12 protein-coding genes are annotated in these 16,584 nt (G+C 66.8%); 6 read left to right on the forward strand and 6 right to left on the reverse strand.

Going from position 1 to position 16,584, the window contains the following annotated elements:
- Window positions 1-75 precede the first annotated feature (75 nt).
- Both waaC and OKW27_RS32945 read left to right on the forward strand, forming a co-directional pair.
- Complete coding sequence (waaC, locus tag OKW27_RS32940) at window positions 76-1,080, forward strand: lipopolysaccharide heptosyltransferase I (RefSeq protein WP_090803495.1); 1,005 nt, start codon at window positions 76-78, stop codon at window positions 1,078-1,080.
- Between the two features lie 520 nt (window positions 1,081-1,600).
- Window positions 1,601-1,732: a hypothetical protein gene (locus tag OKW27_RS32945; protein ID WP_269217455.1), complete on the forward strand. Its 132-nt coding sequence runs from the start codon at window positions 1,601-1,603 to the stop codon at window positions 1,730-1,732.
- Between the two features lie 34 nt (window positions 1,733-1,766).
- Here the strand turns inward: OKW27_RS32945 and OKW27_RS32950 are convergent, their stop codons facing one another.
- The 6 genes from OKW27_RS32950 to ppc form a co-directional block, all read right to left on the reverse strand.
- Window positions 1,767-1,946 carry a hypothetical protein gene (locus tag OKW27_RS32950; protein ID WP_018419748.1) on the reverse strand — a complete coding sequence of 60 codons (180 nt, stop codon included), beginning with the start codon at window positions 1,944-1,946 and terminating at the stop codon, window positions 1,767-1,769.
- 220 nt (window positions 1,947-2,166) lie between these two features.
- Window positions 2,167-3,474 (reverse strand): MFS transporter, encoded by a 1,308-nt coding sequence (locus tag OKW27_RS32955; protein WP_429335920.1) that lies wholly within the window; start codon window positions 3,472-3,474, stop codon window positions 2,167-2,169.
- A 368-nt stretch (window positions 3,475-3,842) separates the two neighbouring features.
- Window positions 3,843-4,376, reverse strand: a complete 534-nt coding sequence (locus OKW27_RS32960) for an energy transducer TonB (RefSeq protein ID WP_090803500.1) — start codon at window positions 4,374-4,376, stop codon at window positions 3,843-3,845.
- Window positions 4,377-4,738: 362 nt separating this feature from the next.
- A complete protein-coding gene (gene argH, locus OKW27_RS32965) occupies window positions 4,739-6,145 on the reverse strand; it encodes an argininosuccinate lyase (protein WP_184021209.1) in 1,407 nt (468 codons plus the stop codon).
- 142 nt (window positions 6,146-6,287) lie between these two features.
- Window positions 6,288-7,100, reverse strand: a complete 813-nt coding sequence (locus OKW27_RS32970; protein WP_090803503.1) for a helix-turn-helix transcriptional regulator — start codon at window positions 7,098-7,100, stop codon at window positions 6,288-6,290.
- Window positions 7,101-7,264: 164 nt separating this feature from the next.
- Window positions 7,265-10,504 (reverse strand): phosphoenolpyruvate carboxylase, encoded by a 3,240-nt coding sequence (gene ppc / locus OKW27_RS32975; protein ID WP_429335921.1) that lies wholly within the window; start codon window positions 10,502-10,504, stop codon window positions 7,265-7,267.
- 544 nt (window positions 10,505-11,048) lie between these two features.
- On the opposite strand from ppc, the gene hemC reads away from it, so the two are divergent.
- The 4 genes from hemC (at window position 11,049) to OKW27_RS32995 (ending at window position 16,517) form a co-directional block, all read left to right on the forward strand.
- Window positions 11,049-12,047, forward strand: a complete 999-nt coding sequence (gene hemC, locus OKW27_RS32980) for a hydroxymethylbilane synthase (RefSeq protein WP_429335922.1) — start codon at window positions 11,049-11,051, stop codon at window positions 12,045-12,047.
- Window positions 12,047-14,038: a fused uroporphyrinogen-III synthase HemD/membrane protein HemX gene (gene hemDX, locus OKW27_RS32985; protein WP_429335923.1), complete on the forward strand. Its 1,992-nt coding sequence runs from the start codon at window positions 12,047-12,049 to the stop codon at window positions 14,036-14,038. The genes hemC and hemDX overlap by 1 nt, the downstream gene beginning before the upstream one ends.
- A 2-nt stretch (window positions 14,039-14,040) precedes the next feature.
- Complete coding sequence (locus OKW27_RS32990) at window positions 14,041-15,231, forward strand: heme biosynthesis protein HemY (RefSeq protein WP_090803508.1); 1,191 nt, start codon at window positions 14,041-14,043, stop codon at window positions 15,229-15,231.
- Between the two features lie 257 nt (window positions 15,232-15,488).
- Window positions 15,489-16,517 (forward strand): SDR family oxidoreductase, encoded by a 1,029-nt coding sequence (locus OKW27_RS32995; RefSeq protein WP_429336616.1) that lies wholly within the window; start codon window positions 15,489-15,491, stop codon window positions 16,515-16,517.
- Window positions 16,518-16,584 lie beyond the last annotated feature (67 nt).

The raw sequence follows: 16,584 nt of genomic DNA on the forward strand, positions 1-16,584 counted from the left end.
CGCAACGGCCATTTGGCGGGATCGGTAAAACGTCAGCTAGAATAGTTTCAATTTCGAATAACGAACAGACCCTCAATGAAGCGAATACTTATTGTCAAGGTCACTTCACTAGGCGATATCGTGCAGGCGTTGCCAGTCGTCGCCGACATCAAACGCGCATTTCCTGGCGTTCAGGTGGATTGGGCGGCGGACGAAGCATTCGCGCAAGTCGTGCATTGGAGCCAGGGCGTCGATCGCGTGCTGTGCGCGCCGCTGCGCCGCTTCAAGAAGGCGCGTCGCTGGAGTGATCTGAAGGCGATCTGGGCATCCATCGCCGAGCTGCGCGCGTATCGCTACGACTACATCATCGACATCCACGGCGTCTACAAGAGCGCGATCATCGCCTTCCTCGCGCGCTCATCGCGGCGCATCGGCTATCAATCCCTGGATCTGGGCGAGCGTGGCGCGGCGTTCGCCTACACCGGGCGTTTCGGCCCACGTCCGCAAGGCAGCGCGTGGCACGGCATGCGCATCAGCGCCAGCGAGGCGCTCGGCTACGAAGTGGAAGGACCGCCCATCTACGACCTGCAGCTACCCGAAACCGTCCCGCAGCCGTTCGCGACGCAAGACGCGCCTGTCGCGGCGCTCTTTCACGCCACCTCGAAAGCAGACAAGAAATGGCCGCTCACGCACTGGGCGGCGCTTGGACGCGAGTTGAGCGAGCGCGGTTTTCGTGTGGTGCTGCCGTGGGGTTCGGACGGTGAGCTTGCCGAAGCCGGGCAGATCGCCGCGCAGGTGCCAGGCGCGACCGTGCTGCCGCCATTGAGTGTGACCGAAGTTGCGCAGATGATCGGCGCGTGCGCGCTCGTGGTCGGTACCGATACGGGTTTCGTGCACCTCGCGCATGCGCTGCAGAAGCGCACCGTGATGATCTTCGTCGCGACGTCGCCATCGCATTGCGGCGTCGAGGCGCCGTATCGCTCGACCTCGATCGGCGACGGCGACTCGGTGCCGCCGATCAGCGCGGCGCTCGAAGCGATCGACTACGTGTACGCGGCAGAGCCGGTGCTCGCGATGCAGCAAGGATCTGCCGCCGCCTGAGTTCGTTCGTGCGCTCGCGCAATCGTTTGCGCAAAAGAAAAGAGGCGCGATGCGTAGTCCACCCTTGCTGGCGGGGACTGCATCGTCGCGCCTCAAAGAACGCCCGTGTCGGGGAACAGCGGGCGGAGAGGAATCGATTACACGTCTGTTAAAACTGTCGCTTTTCGTTGGACGCCGAAGCGTCCGATGCGCGGACGCGGGGGCGGCAAGCTGATACGCCGCGGTGCGTCGAGGCTCGCACGGCGCGCGTTGAACCGCTCGATTGCGGCGACGCCGGCGCGGCCAGCAAGGTTTCTATCGCGACAGTGCGCTCAACGGAGTATAGGCGGTGTTTTCCGCCATGGTGGCGCGATCTGGCGGCAGCGGGGCGGTCGATCGAACGCGCCGATCCAGCGCGCCGGTCCTGTAACAGCTCGGTGATGTTCCCTTACAAATGGCAACGTTCGCTGCGGCGCGCGTCGTGTCCAATCGGGTCATTCGGGGTTTGCGCTCGAATCAATCTGACTCGATGGAGAACAACATGAAACGCTTGATCCTGACTCTCGTGGCCGGCACGCTGCTCGCATCGGCACTCGGCGGCTGCGTTATCGCGCCGGCGCCGGGCTATTACTACGGCGGTGGCTACTACCATCACGGCTACTACTACCGCTAAGCCGCGCGCCGTGCTCAGGCCCGGAGCACCAGCCTCAGGCGACCAGCATTTCGAACGCGACCACCGCGGCAATGGCCGCGGCGTTCGCGGCCAGCGCCTCGACGACGATGGATTTCCATGTCGTCGGACGGAAGCGCAGCGCGAGCAGCAGCGAGCCGAGCAAGGCCAGCGCGATGATCGTCACGATATCGGCATTGTGAAGATGGACGTTCATGCGGATCTCCCCGTTTTTTATAGGGTTATGTCAGGGAGTATAGGCAAGTCAAAAGGACGCGCAAGGCGGGGGTTTTACCCGGGCCGGGCCGCGGAAACAGCGAGGAAATAATGCTCTCTGCCTGCTGCCGCAGACGCGTAAAAACTGCGCGGGTGCAGCATCGATCGAACCTCGGCAAACGCGCATCGACGAAAGCGTTGTTCCGTCGATGCGCGTTGCATCATTTCATCAAACTCTCATCACGCGTCTCGCGCATGCACAGCACGCCGACAAGGCTCACGGTCGCGGCGACCGACACGTACGCGCCGACCCACGCCAAGCCGCCGTGCGCGGCGAGCACCTGCGCGATATATGGTGCGACCGACGCGCCGAGAATCCCGCCGAGGTTGTACGCGACGCCGGCGCCCGTATAGCGCACGTTGGTCGGAAACAGTTCCGGCAGCAGCGCGCCCATCGGCGCGAAGGTCACGCCCATCAGGAACAGCTGGATCACGAGAAACAGCAGCACGAGCAACGGCTCGCCGCTGCCGAGCAGCGGCGCCATCGTGAAGCCCGACAGGATCGCCGCGATGATGCCGACGATCAGCACCGGCTTACGCCCGAAGCGATCGCTCGCACGGGCCGACAGCGGCGTCGCGATTGCCATGAACACGACCGCGATGCACAGCAGGCCGAGGAACGTCTGCCGCGGAATATGCAGCGACCCGACGCCGTACGACAGCGAGAACGTCGTCGCGTTGTAGAACAGCGTGTAGCAGACCACCATCGCGAGCGCGCCGAGCACGGTCGGCCGCCAGTGCTGCGAGAACAGCGTCGCGATCGGCACGCGCACGCGCTCCTTGCGCTCGATCGCTACCTGGAACGCGGGCGTTTCGGCAATCTTCAGCCGCACGTACAGCCCGAGCGCGACGAGCACCGAGCTGACGATGAACGGCACGCGCCAGCCCCAGCTGCGGAACTGCTCGTCGGAGAGCGACATTGCGAGCGCGAAGAACAGGCCGTTGGACGCGAGAAAGCCGATCGAGGGCCCGAGTTGCGGGAACATGCCGAACCAGCCGCGTTTGCCGGCCGGCGCGTTTTCGGTGGCGAGCAGCGCGGCGCCGCCCCATTCGCCGCCGAGGCCGATACCCTGGCCGAAACGCAGCACGCACAGCAGGATCGGCGCGAGGCTGCCGATCGCGTCGTAGCCCGGCACGAAGCCGATCAGCGTGGTCGACAGGCCCATCACGAGCAGCGACGCAACCAGAGTCGATTTGCGGCCGATGCGGTCGCCGAAGTGGCCGAACAGGAACGAGCCGATCGGTCGCGCGACGAACGCGATGCCAAACGTGACGAACGCCGACAGCGCCTGCGCGGTGGCCGAACCATGCGGGAAGAATACCGGTCCGATCACGAGCGCCGCGGCGGTCGCGTAGACATAGAAATCATAGAACTCGATCGCGGTGCCGATGAAGCTCGCGAAGATGATCCGCGCCCTACTGTTTTGCCCGCTTGCGGGATGAGCGGCGGAAATCGGCGAAGTGGACATGCAGGGTCTCCAATTGTATGAGGCCGCGGCGCGCTGAGCCGTGCGTCGCAGACAGGCGGCGCGCAAGGGCGGCATCCTCGTTGAGGTATAGGTTTGGGCGCCGCACGCGGGGTGGCGGTGCGGCACTGCAGTCGGCTCATGCGCCGCGCCGGCGGGTGTGCGGACGGCGTGAGCCATGCCGGAAGGCTCCGGCGCGGGGAATCGGAAAATTATAGCGAGCGCGCTCGTCGCGCAGCAATGGCGGCGCAAGCTTGCGCGGCAACGAGGTTGCTTTATGAGTTATGCGCGATGACTCGAGTAGCTCGCGCGTGGCCGACCCATGCGCGGCTGCGCTGGGCGGTGCGTGTCAGCGCACGCGCCAACCGCGCTCAGTCGTACGTTTCCGCTTGCGGCGAGGCGAGCTCGCGCAGCTGGAATTTGCCGTTGTCGTTGAACAGCCAGTCTTCGAACAGCTCGAGCTGGCCGCGGCCATTCAGCAGCTTGCCGGGCGGTTGCGGCAGCGGCGCCGAGCGGCGCAGCGTCGCGAGCGCGGTGCTTTCGGCTTCGTCGTCGCCGTTCGTGCGATACACCGACGACTCGACGATGTGTCCATAACGATCGACCGTGAACGACACCACCACCAGCGAGCGCAGCATCGGCTGAGGCCTGCCCTGGAGCACATACGACGGATTGCGCTCGACGATCCGTCGTGCGACCGCGTCGCGATATTGATCGAGCGTCGCGCTGTTGATCGCGGCCACCGGTGTGCTGACGGTTTCGTGCGGCGTCAGCGGTGTGATCGTGCAACCGGCCACGGCGACAACACCGAGCGCGGCGAGCGATAGCCGATGCATGCGAGCGGCCGTGAAGGAGCGCAGAGCCACACGGTGAGAAACAGGAGGGGGAGAAGTGCGAGAGAGCATCGTCGACGAACCGCGAGGAGAACCTGATTGAATGGTAGTCAAAAACCGTCGGGATTCAATTGGCGTTCGCCCGCCGGATGTCATCGTGCGTGCCCCGCTGAGGTGCTTTGCTTTCCGCTGTAATGGCCGGAAATGTGCGCGCATTGGTCGGCGAGCGAAACCCGCCTACACTCTGATGGCCTCTTGCTGAGGCATCGGTGGAAGTCTTTTCAGCCCGCTTCTGGCGGGCTTTCTTTTTCCTTCGATTCGCCATTCACACGCGGCAATAAAAAAGGCGAACCCGCCAAACGGGCCCGCCTTTTCGATCCCGGTTCAACCAGCCACGCCGCAAGCTGAGGCTCACGGCGCTGCCCAGGCGTCGATTACTTCAACGTCGCACGCGCCGCTTTCACCGCGGCCAGCACCTGCTCGGGCGCGGTGCCGCCCGGATGATTGCGGCTCGCCACCGAGCCCTCGAGCGTCAGATACGAGAACACGTCGTCGCCGATCAGATGCGCGACGTTCGGCAGTTCGCCGCGCATTTCGTCGAGCGTCAGGTCCGCGAGATCGCAGCCGCGATCGGCGCACACGCGCACCGCGAGCGCGACTGCTTCGTGCGCGTCGCGGAACGGCAGGCCGCGCTTGACGAGATAGTCGGCGAGGTCCGTCGCGGTCGAGAAGCCTTGCAGCGCGGCGTCGCGCATCGCCTGCGGCTTGACCGTGATGCCGGCGACCATTTCGGCGAAGATGCGCAGCGTGTCGGCGACCGTATCGACGGTGTCGAACAGCGGCTCCTTGTCTTCCTGGTTGTCCTTGTTGTACGCGAGCGGTTGGCCCTTCATCAGCGTGAGCAGCGCCATCAGATGGCCGTTCACGCGGCCGGTCTTGCCGCGCGCGAGTTCGGGCACGTCCGGGTTCTTCTTCTGCGGCATGATCGACGAGCCGGTGCAGAAACGGTCGGCCAGATCGATGAAGCCGACGCGCGGGCTCATCCACAGCACCAGTTCTTCGGAGAAGCGCGACACGTGCGTCATGACGAGCGCGGAGGCGGCCGTGAATTCGATCGCGAAGTCGCGGTCGGAGACTGCGTCGAGCGAGTTCGCGCAGATGCCGTCGAAGCCGAGCGTCTTCGCCACGGCGTGACGGTCGATCGGATAGCTGGTGCCGGCGAGCGCGGCCGCGCCGAGCGGCAGACGGTTCACGCGCTTGCGGCAGTCGATCATGCGCTCGGCGTCGCGCGAGAACATTTCGACGTACGCGAGCAGATGGTGGCCGAACGTGACGGGCTGCGCGACCTGCAGGTGCGTGAAGCCCGGCATGATGGTCGCGGCGTTCTTCTCCGCGATCTCGAGCAGCGCCACGCGCAGTTCGGTGAGCAGCTCGCCGATGCGGTCGATCTCGCCGCGCAGCCACAGGCGGATGTCGGTCGCAACCTGGTCGTTGCGTGAGCGGCCGGTGTGGAGGCGCTTGCCGGCGTCGCCGATCAGCGCGGTCAGGCGCGCTTCGATGTTCAGGTGCACGTCTTCGAGATCGAGCTGCCATTCGAACTCGCCGCGCTCGATTTCACCTTTGATCTGCGCCATGCCGCGCTGGATCGCGGCGAGGTCGTCGGCGGAAATGATCTTCTGCGCGGCGAGCATCGACGCGTGCGCGAGCGACCCTTCGATGTCGACGAACGCCAGACGCTTGTCGAAGAAAACCGACGACGTGTAGCGTTTGACGAGTTCCGACATCGGCTCCGAGAAGCGAGCCGACCAGGCTTCGCCTTTTTTGTGCAGTTGGGACGTCATGGTGTTGGGCGGTAAAAACGAGCGGTGAAGAGGCTGGCAACGCGAGTGCGCGAATCGTGCAGAAGCGCCGCCGCAGCGAAGAAAGACGAAGATTTTAACACCGGGTGAGGGCGGCCAAAGCGCTGCCGCGCCCATCGCGGGCCTATTCGCGCACCAGCACCACGAGCTTCAGATCCTCGCGATGCGCGGGCTTGAACGTGATCTGGTCACAAACGATGCGCCCGTCGCGCGGATGGTTGAACTCGCGCCTGCCACCTTCGCGGCCGCCGACGTCCTGGGAGGCCCAGTAGCGTGCGAACTCGTCGCTCGCGGCCGAGAGCGAATCGATCAGCCCACGTGTGGGCGCATCGTTCAGATGGCGGATCGAGTCGGCGCGGAATTCGGCGGCGAGCCGCCGCGCGCGCGTTTCCCAATCGACGATCAACGCGCGCGCGGCCGGCTCGGTGAACGTGTAGCGCAGCAGGTTGCGGTCGTGCGCGCCGTCGAGCCAGCCGACGAACAGATCGGCCGCACGCTCGTTCCACGCAAGCGCATTCCACTGCCGGTCGAGCACGTAGGCGGGCGTGTCGATGAGCTGCACGGTTTGCAGCAGCGTGGCGGGCGCATCGGCGGCGGCCGGGTCGGGCTCGGCCGGATCGCGTTGCGCGGCCAGTTCGAACAGATACGCGCGCTCGGCGCGCGACAGCTGCAACGCGACCGCGATGCGCGCGAGCGCATCGGCGGAAGCGGACACTGGCCGGCCCTGCTCGATCCACGTGTACCAGGTCGGGCTCACGCCGCACAGTTGCGCGACTTCCTCGCGCCGCAGACCGGGCGTGCGGCGACGCGGCCCCGGCGGCAGCCCGACCGCCTGCGGCGACAGCCGCTCGCGATGAGCGCGGATGAAGTCGCCGAGCGCGCGGGCCGGGGTGGCGTCGAGCGGCGGCGGGTGATCGGCGGAAGACGGCGTCGTCATGCTATCGGCTGCGCGTGGAGGGGGTAATAGAGATACCAGAATAATTGCCGAACTTGTACTGGTACATGGCGGGCTCTATTGTAGCGGCTGGATTCGCGCAATGAGAAAAGCCGGGTGTGACCTGCGCTGGCCACACCCGGCTTTTGTCCGCCAATGCGGCAACCTCAACCGGTATTGCGCAACCCCGCCGCGATCCCGTTGATGCTCAAATGAATGCCGCGCCGCACGCGCGCATTCGTGTCGCCCGCGCGATAGCGTTTGAGCAGTTCGACCTGCAGGTGATTGAGCGGATCGAGGTACGGAAAGCGATTCTTGATCGAGCGCGCGAGCAGCGGATTCTCGGCGAGCCGGTCGCTCTTGCCGGTGATCTCCGACAACACCTTCGACGTGCGTTCCCACTCGGCGACGATGCGCTCGAACACATGCTTGCGCAGCTTCTTGTCGGTCACGAGCGCGGCATAACGCGACGCGACCGCGAGGTCGGTCTTCGCGATGACCATGTCCATGTTCGACATCAGGTTCGAAAAGAACGGCCAGCTCTTGTGCATCTTCTGCAGCAGCGCGAGACGGCGCGCGCGTTCGGCGTCGGACGGCGCGCTGTCGAGGTGCTCGGCGACCGCGCTGCCGAAGCCGTACCAGCCGGTCAGCAGCAGCCGGCATTGACCCCACGAGAAGCCCCACGGAATCGCGCGCAGATCCTCGATCTTGCGTTGCTTCGGATCCTGCAGCTTGCGCGACGCGGGGCGGCTGCCTATGTTCAGCTCGGCGATCTCCGCGATCGGTGTGGACTCGAAGAAATACTCCTTGAAGCCCGGCGTTTCGTAGACGAGCGCGCGATACGCGGCCATCGCCGTATCGGACAGCTGCTGCATCGTTTCCTCGTACACCGGCAGCTCGGCCAACGTGTGGTCGTGCGGCAGCAGCGACGCTTCGAGCGTCGCGGCCACGACGGTTTCCAGATTGCGCCGGCCGATTTCCGGATTCGCGAACTTGCTCGCGATCACTTCGCCCTGCTCGGTCAAACGGATCTGACCGTCGACGGTGCCCGGCGGCTGCGACAGGATCGCCTGGTAGGTCGGGCCGCCGCCGCGCCCGACGGTGCCGCCGCGCCCATGGAACAGACGCAGCGTCACGCCGCGGTCGTTGAACAGCGACACGAGCGCAAGCTCCGCGCGATACAGCTCCCAGTTCGACGTCAGGAAGCCGCCGTCCTTGTTGCTGTCCGAGTAGCCGAGCATCACTTCCTGCTCGTTGCCCTGATGTTCGATCAGCGCGCGAATGCCCGGCAGCGCGATCAGATCGCGCATGATGTGCGGCGCGTTGCGCAGGTCGGGGATCGTCTCGAACAGCGGGATCACCATCAGGCCGGCGCGCGCGGGGTCGTGCTCGTGGCCGAGGCGTCCGCGCAACAGGCCGGTTTCCTTCTGCAGCAGCATCACCTCGACCAGGTCGGTAACGGTCTCCGTGTGCGAAATGATGTAGTTGCGCACCGCGCGCGCGCCGAACTTCTCGCGCGTCATGCGCGCTTCCTCGAGCACCGCGAGTTCGCTTTTCACGAGCTCGGAGTAGTCGGCGGAGGGCACGCGCAGCGCGCGCGGCTGCGCGAGTTCGGCGAGCAGCACGGTCAGCTTGTCGGCTTCCGGCAACGCCGCGTAATCGTCCTCGACACCGGCGCGCTTGAGCAGCTCGGCGATCACCGCTTCGTGGATGTCGGAGCTTTGCCGCAGATCGATGCTCGCGAGATGGAAGCCGAACACTTCGGCCGCGCGCGCGAGCGGCGCGAGACGCGGCGCGGCGAGCGGCGCGCCGTGATGCTCGGCGAGCGAATCCATCAGCACGTGGAGGTCGCGCACGAAGTCGGCGGCGTCGTCGTAGGGGATCGCGCGGACCGGCGCGACGCCGCGGCCGGCGCTGCGCAGCGGCACGCTGCCTTCGCCGAGGCGCACGCGCGCGCTTGCCGCGAGCCGCGTGTAGATGCCGATCAGCGCGCGACGATACGGCTCGTCGGTGCGATGCGGCGAATGGTCGGGCGAGATGGCCGCGAGCTCATTCAGCGCATCGCTCGCGCCGACGAGCACATTCGACATCGATAGCTCCTCGCCGAGCTTGTGCACCTGCTCCAGGTAGTGCTCGAAGATCACCGCGGCCTGACGCGTGATCGCATTTTCGAGCGTTTCGGCGGTGACGTTCGGATTGCCGTCGCGATCGCCGCCGATCCAGCTGCCCATCTGGAAGAACGGCGGCAGGCGCGCTTCGAGACCATGCTCCTTCAGCGCCTCCTCGATGTCGGCGTACAGCGCCGGCAGTTCTTCGAGGAAGGTGCTGCGGTAGTACGACAACGCGTTTTCGATTTCGTCGGCGACCGTCAGACGCGAGTCGCGCAGCATGCGCGTTTGCCACAGCGACGTGACGCGCGCGCGCAGCATCGCTTCGTTGTGCGCTCGCTCGCGGTTCGTCAGCGGCTGGTCGCGCTCGGCGAGCAGCCGCGCGATGTCGTGCTGCGCGTCGAGAATGCTCTTGCGCTGCACTTCGGTCGGGTGCGCGGTCAGCACCGGCATGATCAGCGCGTCGTCGAAAAACCGCTGCAGCACCGGTGTCGCGGCGGCACCAGCCGCGGCGAGCCGCTCGAGCGCATGGGCGATCGTGCCCGGCTGCGAGGCCGAGCCCGCGAGCGCGTGAATCCGGTGACGGCGGTTGCGGTGACGGTCCTCGGCGATGTTCGCGAGATGCGAAAAGTAGCTGAACGCGCGCACGACGCTGACGGTTTGCTCGGGCGTCAGCGTGCGCAGCTTCTTGTCGAGCGTCTGCGCGGCGGCGCTGTCGTCTTCGCGACGAAAACGCACTGCCGTCTGCCGGATCGTCTCGACGATGTCGAACACCGCCTCGCCTTCCTGCTCGCGCAGCACGTCGCCGAGCAGACGCCCGAGATAGCGGATGTCCTGGAACAGCGGGTGGTCCTTGTCCTCGCGCGTGCGGCCGCCGCTCTTCGCGGTGGTCGCGGCGGCGGACTGAGCCGGCGGCAGGTCCTTCGGTTTCGACGGTTTCGCGGCGCGCGGGGGTGTTGCGTCGCCATCGACCTTGGTCTTGGCCGGCTTGCGCGCGGTGGCCGACGTCGCGGCCTGTTCAGCCTTGCTGGCCTTGCCGGCTTTCGACGCCTTTTGCGCCTTGTCCTGCTTGACGGGCACCGAGGTCTGCGCGGCCTTCGGGGCTTTGGTGGCGCGAGCGGCGAGGGCGCGGCGCCTGGCGCGCTGGTCGGCGCGCGTGTCGCCATGTTGACCGACGCTCGACGATATGGCGTGCGCGGCAACGTCGGACAGGGCGTCAGGCGCCGCGGCGTCGGCCGGGCGAGCGGTGGGCGAGGCAGTGTTGCGGCGGGCGGGGCGCGCCGATCCGGAAGACGTCACGATGAGTTTCCTCGGGGAAGCCAGGGTCTGTTGATTGATGAACTGCGACTGCGGAACTGCAACCAGCAAGTGCAACGTGAACTGCGTGCAATAGGGACTACGCAACGGACTACAAGACGGACTGCTAGTGCAACTGCAACGGAGACTTGAAACGGCGACTGTACACGGCGATTGCTCGACCCACTGGAAGCGGGGCCCGCGCGTGCCGCACCGCGTACGCGGAACGACACGAGCGCTGCCGAATCGCGACGCCGACGAGGGAGAAAGGAGCCACGGGCTGCCAGCCCGCGCTGGGACCGAACACGCGGCAGGCATTGCCTCAGCATGTTCGCCGCATTGCATCATCCCGCATGCCGCCGCGCAGTGCGCGAACGACCGTACGTGACAACGCGGAATGGGGACCTTCGCGCATGGCGCGAAGCCCGTCTCCTCCGTCGATGCCGCTTGCGCACGGCGCTTCGCCGTGCCTTGGAACCAAAGGGCGCGAACGAGGGCGCGTGCTAACATTGATTGTTATTCCATCCCGACATCCAGCAGCAAGTTAATGAACACCGAGACGTTTTCCACGCCACCCCACACGCTTGTGATTGCGTCGCGAGAGAGCCGCCTTGCCATGTGGCAAGCCGAGCATGTGCGATGTGCGCTGCACAAATTATATCCATCTTGTGACGTAAAAATCCTCGGAATGACGACACGCGGTGATCAGATTCTCGATCGCACGCTGTCGAAGGTGGGTGGCAAGGGGCTCTTCGTGAAGGAGCTCGAAGCCGCGCTCGCCGATGGCCGCGCCGACCTCGCGGTGCATTCGCTGAAAGACGTGCCGATGGAGTTGCCGGCCGGCTTCACTCTGTCCACCATCATGGAGCGCGAGGACCCACGCGACGCGTTCGTGTCCAATCAGTACGACTCGCTCGCCGCGCTGCCGGCCGGTGCCGTGGTCGGCACCTCGAGTCTGCGGCGTGAGGCGATGCTGCGCATGCGCTATGCGCATCTCGACGTGCGGCCGTTGCGCGGCAATCTCGATACCCGACTCGCCAAGCTCGATCGCGGCGATTACGCGGCGATCATTCTGGCCGCGGCCGGGCTGAAGCGGCTGGGTCTCGCCGATCGCATCCGCGCGCTGCTCGATCCCGAGGACAGTCTGCCCGCGGCGGGCCAGGGCGCGCTCGGCATCGAGATTCGCGCCGATCGCGCGGACCTCGCCGCATGGCTCGCGCCGCTGCATCATCCGCACACGGCGGCGGCCGTCGAAGCGGAGCGCATGGTATCGCGCGTGCTCGGCGGCAGCTGCGAGGTGCCGCTCGCGGCCTACGCAACCTGGGGCGATGGCGCGCTGCATCTGCGCGGCATCGTCGCGACGCCGGACGGCCAGCGCGTGCTGAGCGCGCAGGCGTCGGCGCCGGCGCCCACCGTCGAGCGCGCGCTCGCGCTCGGCGAGGAAGTGGCGCACTCGCTCGTGCAGCAGGGCGCCCTCGACATCGTCCGCACGCTCAGTACGGCGAGCGGTCGCGCGGCCGCGCCCAGCGCGGCGGCCAGCGAGTGATGGCCGCCGTCTCGCCCGAGAAGGCGCCTTTCACGGTCGTGATCACGCGGCCGGCCGGCCAGTCGCGCGAACTCGTCGAACGGCTCGAAGCAGCCGGACTCGCGTCGCTCGACTTCCCGCTGATCGACATCGCGCCCGTCATCGACGACGCGCCGTTGTGCGCCGCGCTCGCGTCGCTCGAACGCTACGCGCTCGTCGTGTTCGTGTCGCCGAACGCAGTCGATCACGCGTTCGCGCGCCATGACGATATCTGGCCGCATGCGCTGCCGATCGGCGTGGTCGGCCCGGGCAGCGTGCAAGCGCTCGCGCGCCACGGCGTCAGCGCGCCCGAGCATCGCGTGATCAGCCCCGCGGCGGGCGCCGACGACGAATCGACGAGCTTCGACTCCGAGAGCCTGTTTGCCGCGCTCGAGGCGCAACTCGGTGCCGCGGGCCTCGAAGGCAAGCGCGTGCTGATCGTGCGCGGCGACGGCGGCCGCGAATGGCTGAGCGAGCGCCTGCGTGAAGCCGGCGCCGAAGTCGACGCGGTGGCCGCTTACCGGCGCATCGTGCCCGAGCCGTCGATCGGCGCATGGGCGCGCGTGCACGAACTGCTCGCGGGCACGCCGCACGCATGGCTTCTGACCAGCTCCGAAGGCGTCCGCAATCTGCACGAACTCGCGCAGGAGCATCTGACCGCCGGCGAGATCGAGCAGCTCAAACACGCGCCCCTCGTCACGCCGCATCCGCGCATCGCGCAGACCGCGCGGGCATTGGGTTTTGATAGGATTACGGTGTCCGGCGCGGGCGACGAGCGCATAGTCCGAGCCCTCGTTGCCGCGGCCGCCGTGCCTCCCGTCGTCCAACCGGTATCGTCCAACCCGGCTCAACCACGCATGACTGAAACGAACGCATCCACGAACGCCTCACCTCAGCCGCCCGCAAGCGCCGCCTTGCCGCCGAACCCACCCTTCACGCCGTACGAAGCGCAAAAGCGCCGCAGCACGAGCGGACCGCTGCTGTGGTTGGTCATCGTGGTCATCGCGTGCGCGGCGGGCGTGGGCGGCTTCGCGATGAACCGCAAGCTGGTGCGCACCGAGCAGGAACTCGCGCAGCGTCAGCAGGCCAACGACACGCAGACCAACGAGCTGCGCATCAAGATCGACCAGGCGCTCGCCACCGTGCATCAATCGGACTCGCAGGTCGCGCAGCTCGAAGGCAAGCTCGCCGATGCGCAGGCCGCGCAGCAGGCGCTGCAACAGCAATACGCGGATCTCGCGCGCAATCGCGACGACTGGACGCTCGCCGAAGTCGGGCAGATGCTGTCGGCGGCGAGCCAGCAGTTGCAGCTGACCGGCAATACGCAGCTCGCGCTGTTCGCGTTGCAAAGCGCCGATACGCGCCTCGCGGCGTCGGACAGTCCGCAGGCGGTCGCGGTGCGCAAGGCGATCGCGCAGGACATCGACAAGCTGAAGGCCGCGCCGTCCACCGATCTGACCGGCCTCGCGATCAAGCTCGACAACGCGATCGATCGCGTGAACGGCCTGCCGCTGTCGGGTGAAGCACCGATTCCGCGTGCCGCGCCGCATGCGGCCACGTGGGCCGACACTGCGAAGGTCGCCGCTGCCACCGGCAAGCCGCGCTGGGAAGTGTGGATCGACGAGGTCACGCACGGCATCGGCCAACAGCTGACGAGCCTCGTGCAGGTGCGCCGTATCGACAACGCCGACGCGATGCTGGTCACGCCGGATCAAGGCTACTTCGTGCGCGAGAACCTGAAGCTGCGTCTGCTGTCGGCGCGTCTCGCGCTGCTGTCGCGCAACCAGACCACGCTGAAGTCCGACCTGCAGGCGGCGCAGTCCGCGTTGACGCGCTACTTCGACGCGTCGTCGAAAGACACGCAGACGGTCATCGATCTGGTCAAGCAGGTGGACGCCGATTCGGCCGCGGTCGAGCTGCCGAACCTCGATACGAGCCTGCAGGCCGTCAATCAATACCGGAACCGGGGTTAATCATGGCGATCCGGGGACTCCTGTGGCTCGCGGCGCTGTTCGCCGTCGCGGTCGTGCTCGCGGTGGGCGGGCGCTTCGACGCTGGGCAAGTGCTGCTGATCTATCCGCCGTACCGCGTCGACATGTCGCTGAACCTGTTCGTCGTCGGGCTGGTGGTGCTGTTCATCCTGCTCTATGCGCTGTTGCGCATCATCCGCAATATCTGGCGCATGCCGCAGCGCGTCGCCGCGTACCGCGCACGCGCGCGTGTCGCGAAGGCGCACGCGGCGTTGCGCGATGCGATCGGCAACCTGTACGCGGGGCGTTTCTCGCGCGCGGAAAAGGCCGCCAAGGACGCGCTCACGAATGGCGACAACAAGGGCGCGGCCGGTTTGATCGCGGCGACCGCAGCGCATCGCATGCATGAGTACGCGCGGCGCGACGAATGGCTCGCGCAGATCGACGAGGCCGACTGGCAGGACGCGCGCCTGATGGCCACCGCCGACATGCGCGCCGACGGCCGCGACGCCGACGGCGCGCTCAATGCGCTGACCGAGATGCAATCGCAGGGCGCGCGGCGCATTCACGCGCAGCAAATCATGCTGCGTGCACAGCAGCAACTGAAGAACTGGGGCGAAGTGCTGAAGCTCGTGAAGACGCTGGAGAAGCGCGAGGCGATCCATCCGGCGGTCGCGGTGCGGCTGCGTCAACTGGCGGCGGAAAATCTGCTGCGCGATCGTCGCCACAATGCGGACGCGCTGCTCGAACTGTGGAACTCGCTGTCGGCGACCGAGCGTCATTCGCCGCGCCTCGCCGACACCGCCGCCGAACTGCTGGTCGCGCTGAACCGTCCTCAGGAGGCGCGCAAGATCGTCGAGGAGGCGCTCGCGCAGAACTGGGATGCGCGCCTGTTGCGCCGCTATCCGGACACGGCCGGCGGCGACGCGTTGCCGCTGATCCAGAAGGCCGAGGCGTGGCAGAAGGATCGGCCGGAAGACGCGGACCTGATGTTCGCGCTGGGGCGCCTGTGCCTGCATCAGCAGTTGTGGGGCAAGGCGCAGTCGTTCCTCGAACGCGCGCTGAAGCTTGCCGACAACGAGACGCTGAAGATCCGCTCGCATCGCGCGCTCGCGCGTCTGCACGAGCAGCTGGGCGATACCGACAAGGCGAGCCAGCACTATCGCGAGAGTGCGTTGGCGATGAACGTGACGTGAGTTCGGCGTTTTCGGCCATGCGCTGAAGCGCGCAAGCCCCGGAAACCGCTACCTGATGGCCGCAGCCCCGCGCTGCGGCCATTTGTTTTTCCGGCGGCCGGCGTTCCGGCGGCCGGCGTTCCGGCGGCCGAGCGTGCGCTGGACTCGCGCGCAATTCGCAGATCCCCAGCTCGAATCGTCGGGACTGCGCTTTGCTTCACCACCTCACTGGATACGCAACCTCGGAGGTGTTCAAAGTGGCCAGCGACGCTGTGACGGTGCAAACCGAGACCCGCAGCGGCGACGTCGAGCGCAAGGGCGTCGTCGTCATTACAGGGGCAAGTGCCGGCGTGGGGCGCGCGAGCGCGTCCGAATTCGCGCGGCAGGGCTACGACGTTGGGCTCATCGCGCGCGAGCCGCGACGGCTCGCTCGTGCCGCCGAGGAGATCGCCGCGACCCATGGCGTGCGCGCACTCGCCATTCCGGCCGATGTCGCCGATGCCGACGCGATCGAGCGCGCGGCGCAGCGCGTGAAGCGCGAGTGGGGCGGCATCGACGTCTGGGTCAACGTCGCGATGGCGACCGCGTTTGCGCCGGTGTCGGCGCTCAGCGCGCGCGATGTCGAACGCGGCACGCAGGTGACCTATCTGGGGCAGGTCAACGGGATGCTGGCGGCGCTCCCCGTGATGCGCGCGCGCGGGCACGGCACGATCGTCAATGTCGGCTCGGCGCTCGGGTACCGGTCGGTGCCGTTGCAGTCGATCTATTGCGGCGCGAAGTTTGCCGTGCGCGGCTTCACCGATTCGTTGCGTTCCGAGTTGCTGCACGACGGAGTCGATATCCATCTGACGATGGTCGATCTGCCCGCGGTCAATACGCCGCAATTCGACTGGGCGCTCAATCGCACGGGGCGCAGGGCACGGCCGGTGGCGCCGGTGTTTCAGCCGGAAGTGGCGGCACGGGCGATCTACTTTGCGGCCACCCATCGGCGGCGGCAGGTGTGGGTCGGGTGGTCGACGGTCAAGGCAATCCTCGCGAACCGGATCGCGCCGGCGCTGCTCGACCGCTATCTCGCGCGGGCGGGTTACGACGGGCAATTGACCGATGAACCGTTGCCCGCCGATGCGCCCGCGAATCTCTACGAGCCGGTGCCGGGCCACTACACTTCGCATGGTCGCTTCGATGACGAAGCGCATGCGTACTGCTGGCAGATGTTCACCGAGCGGCATCGCAATGCGGTGTACGGCGCGGCAGTGATGGCGCTGGCGGGGGGCGTCGCGTGGCTGCTGAGGCGCCAGCGGCCCTGATGCGCGGCCGGTCGGCCTCATCCTGTCGCCAACGGAATGTCTGGACTATCCTTCGAATGACGGTACC

The organism is Paraburkholderia sp. 35.1, from assembly GCF_050436525.1.
In the GTDB taxonomy this organism is placed as follows: Bacteria; Pseudomonadota; Gammaproteobacteria; order Burkholderiales; family Burkholderiaceae; genus Paraburkholderia; species Paraburkholderia tuberum.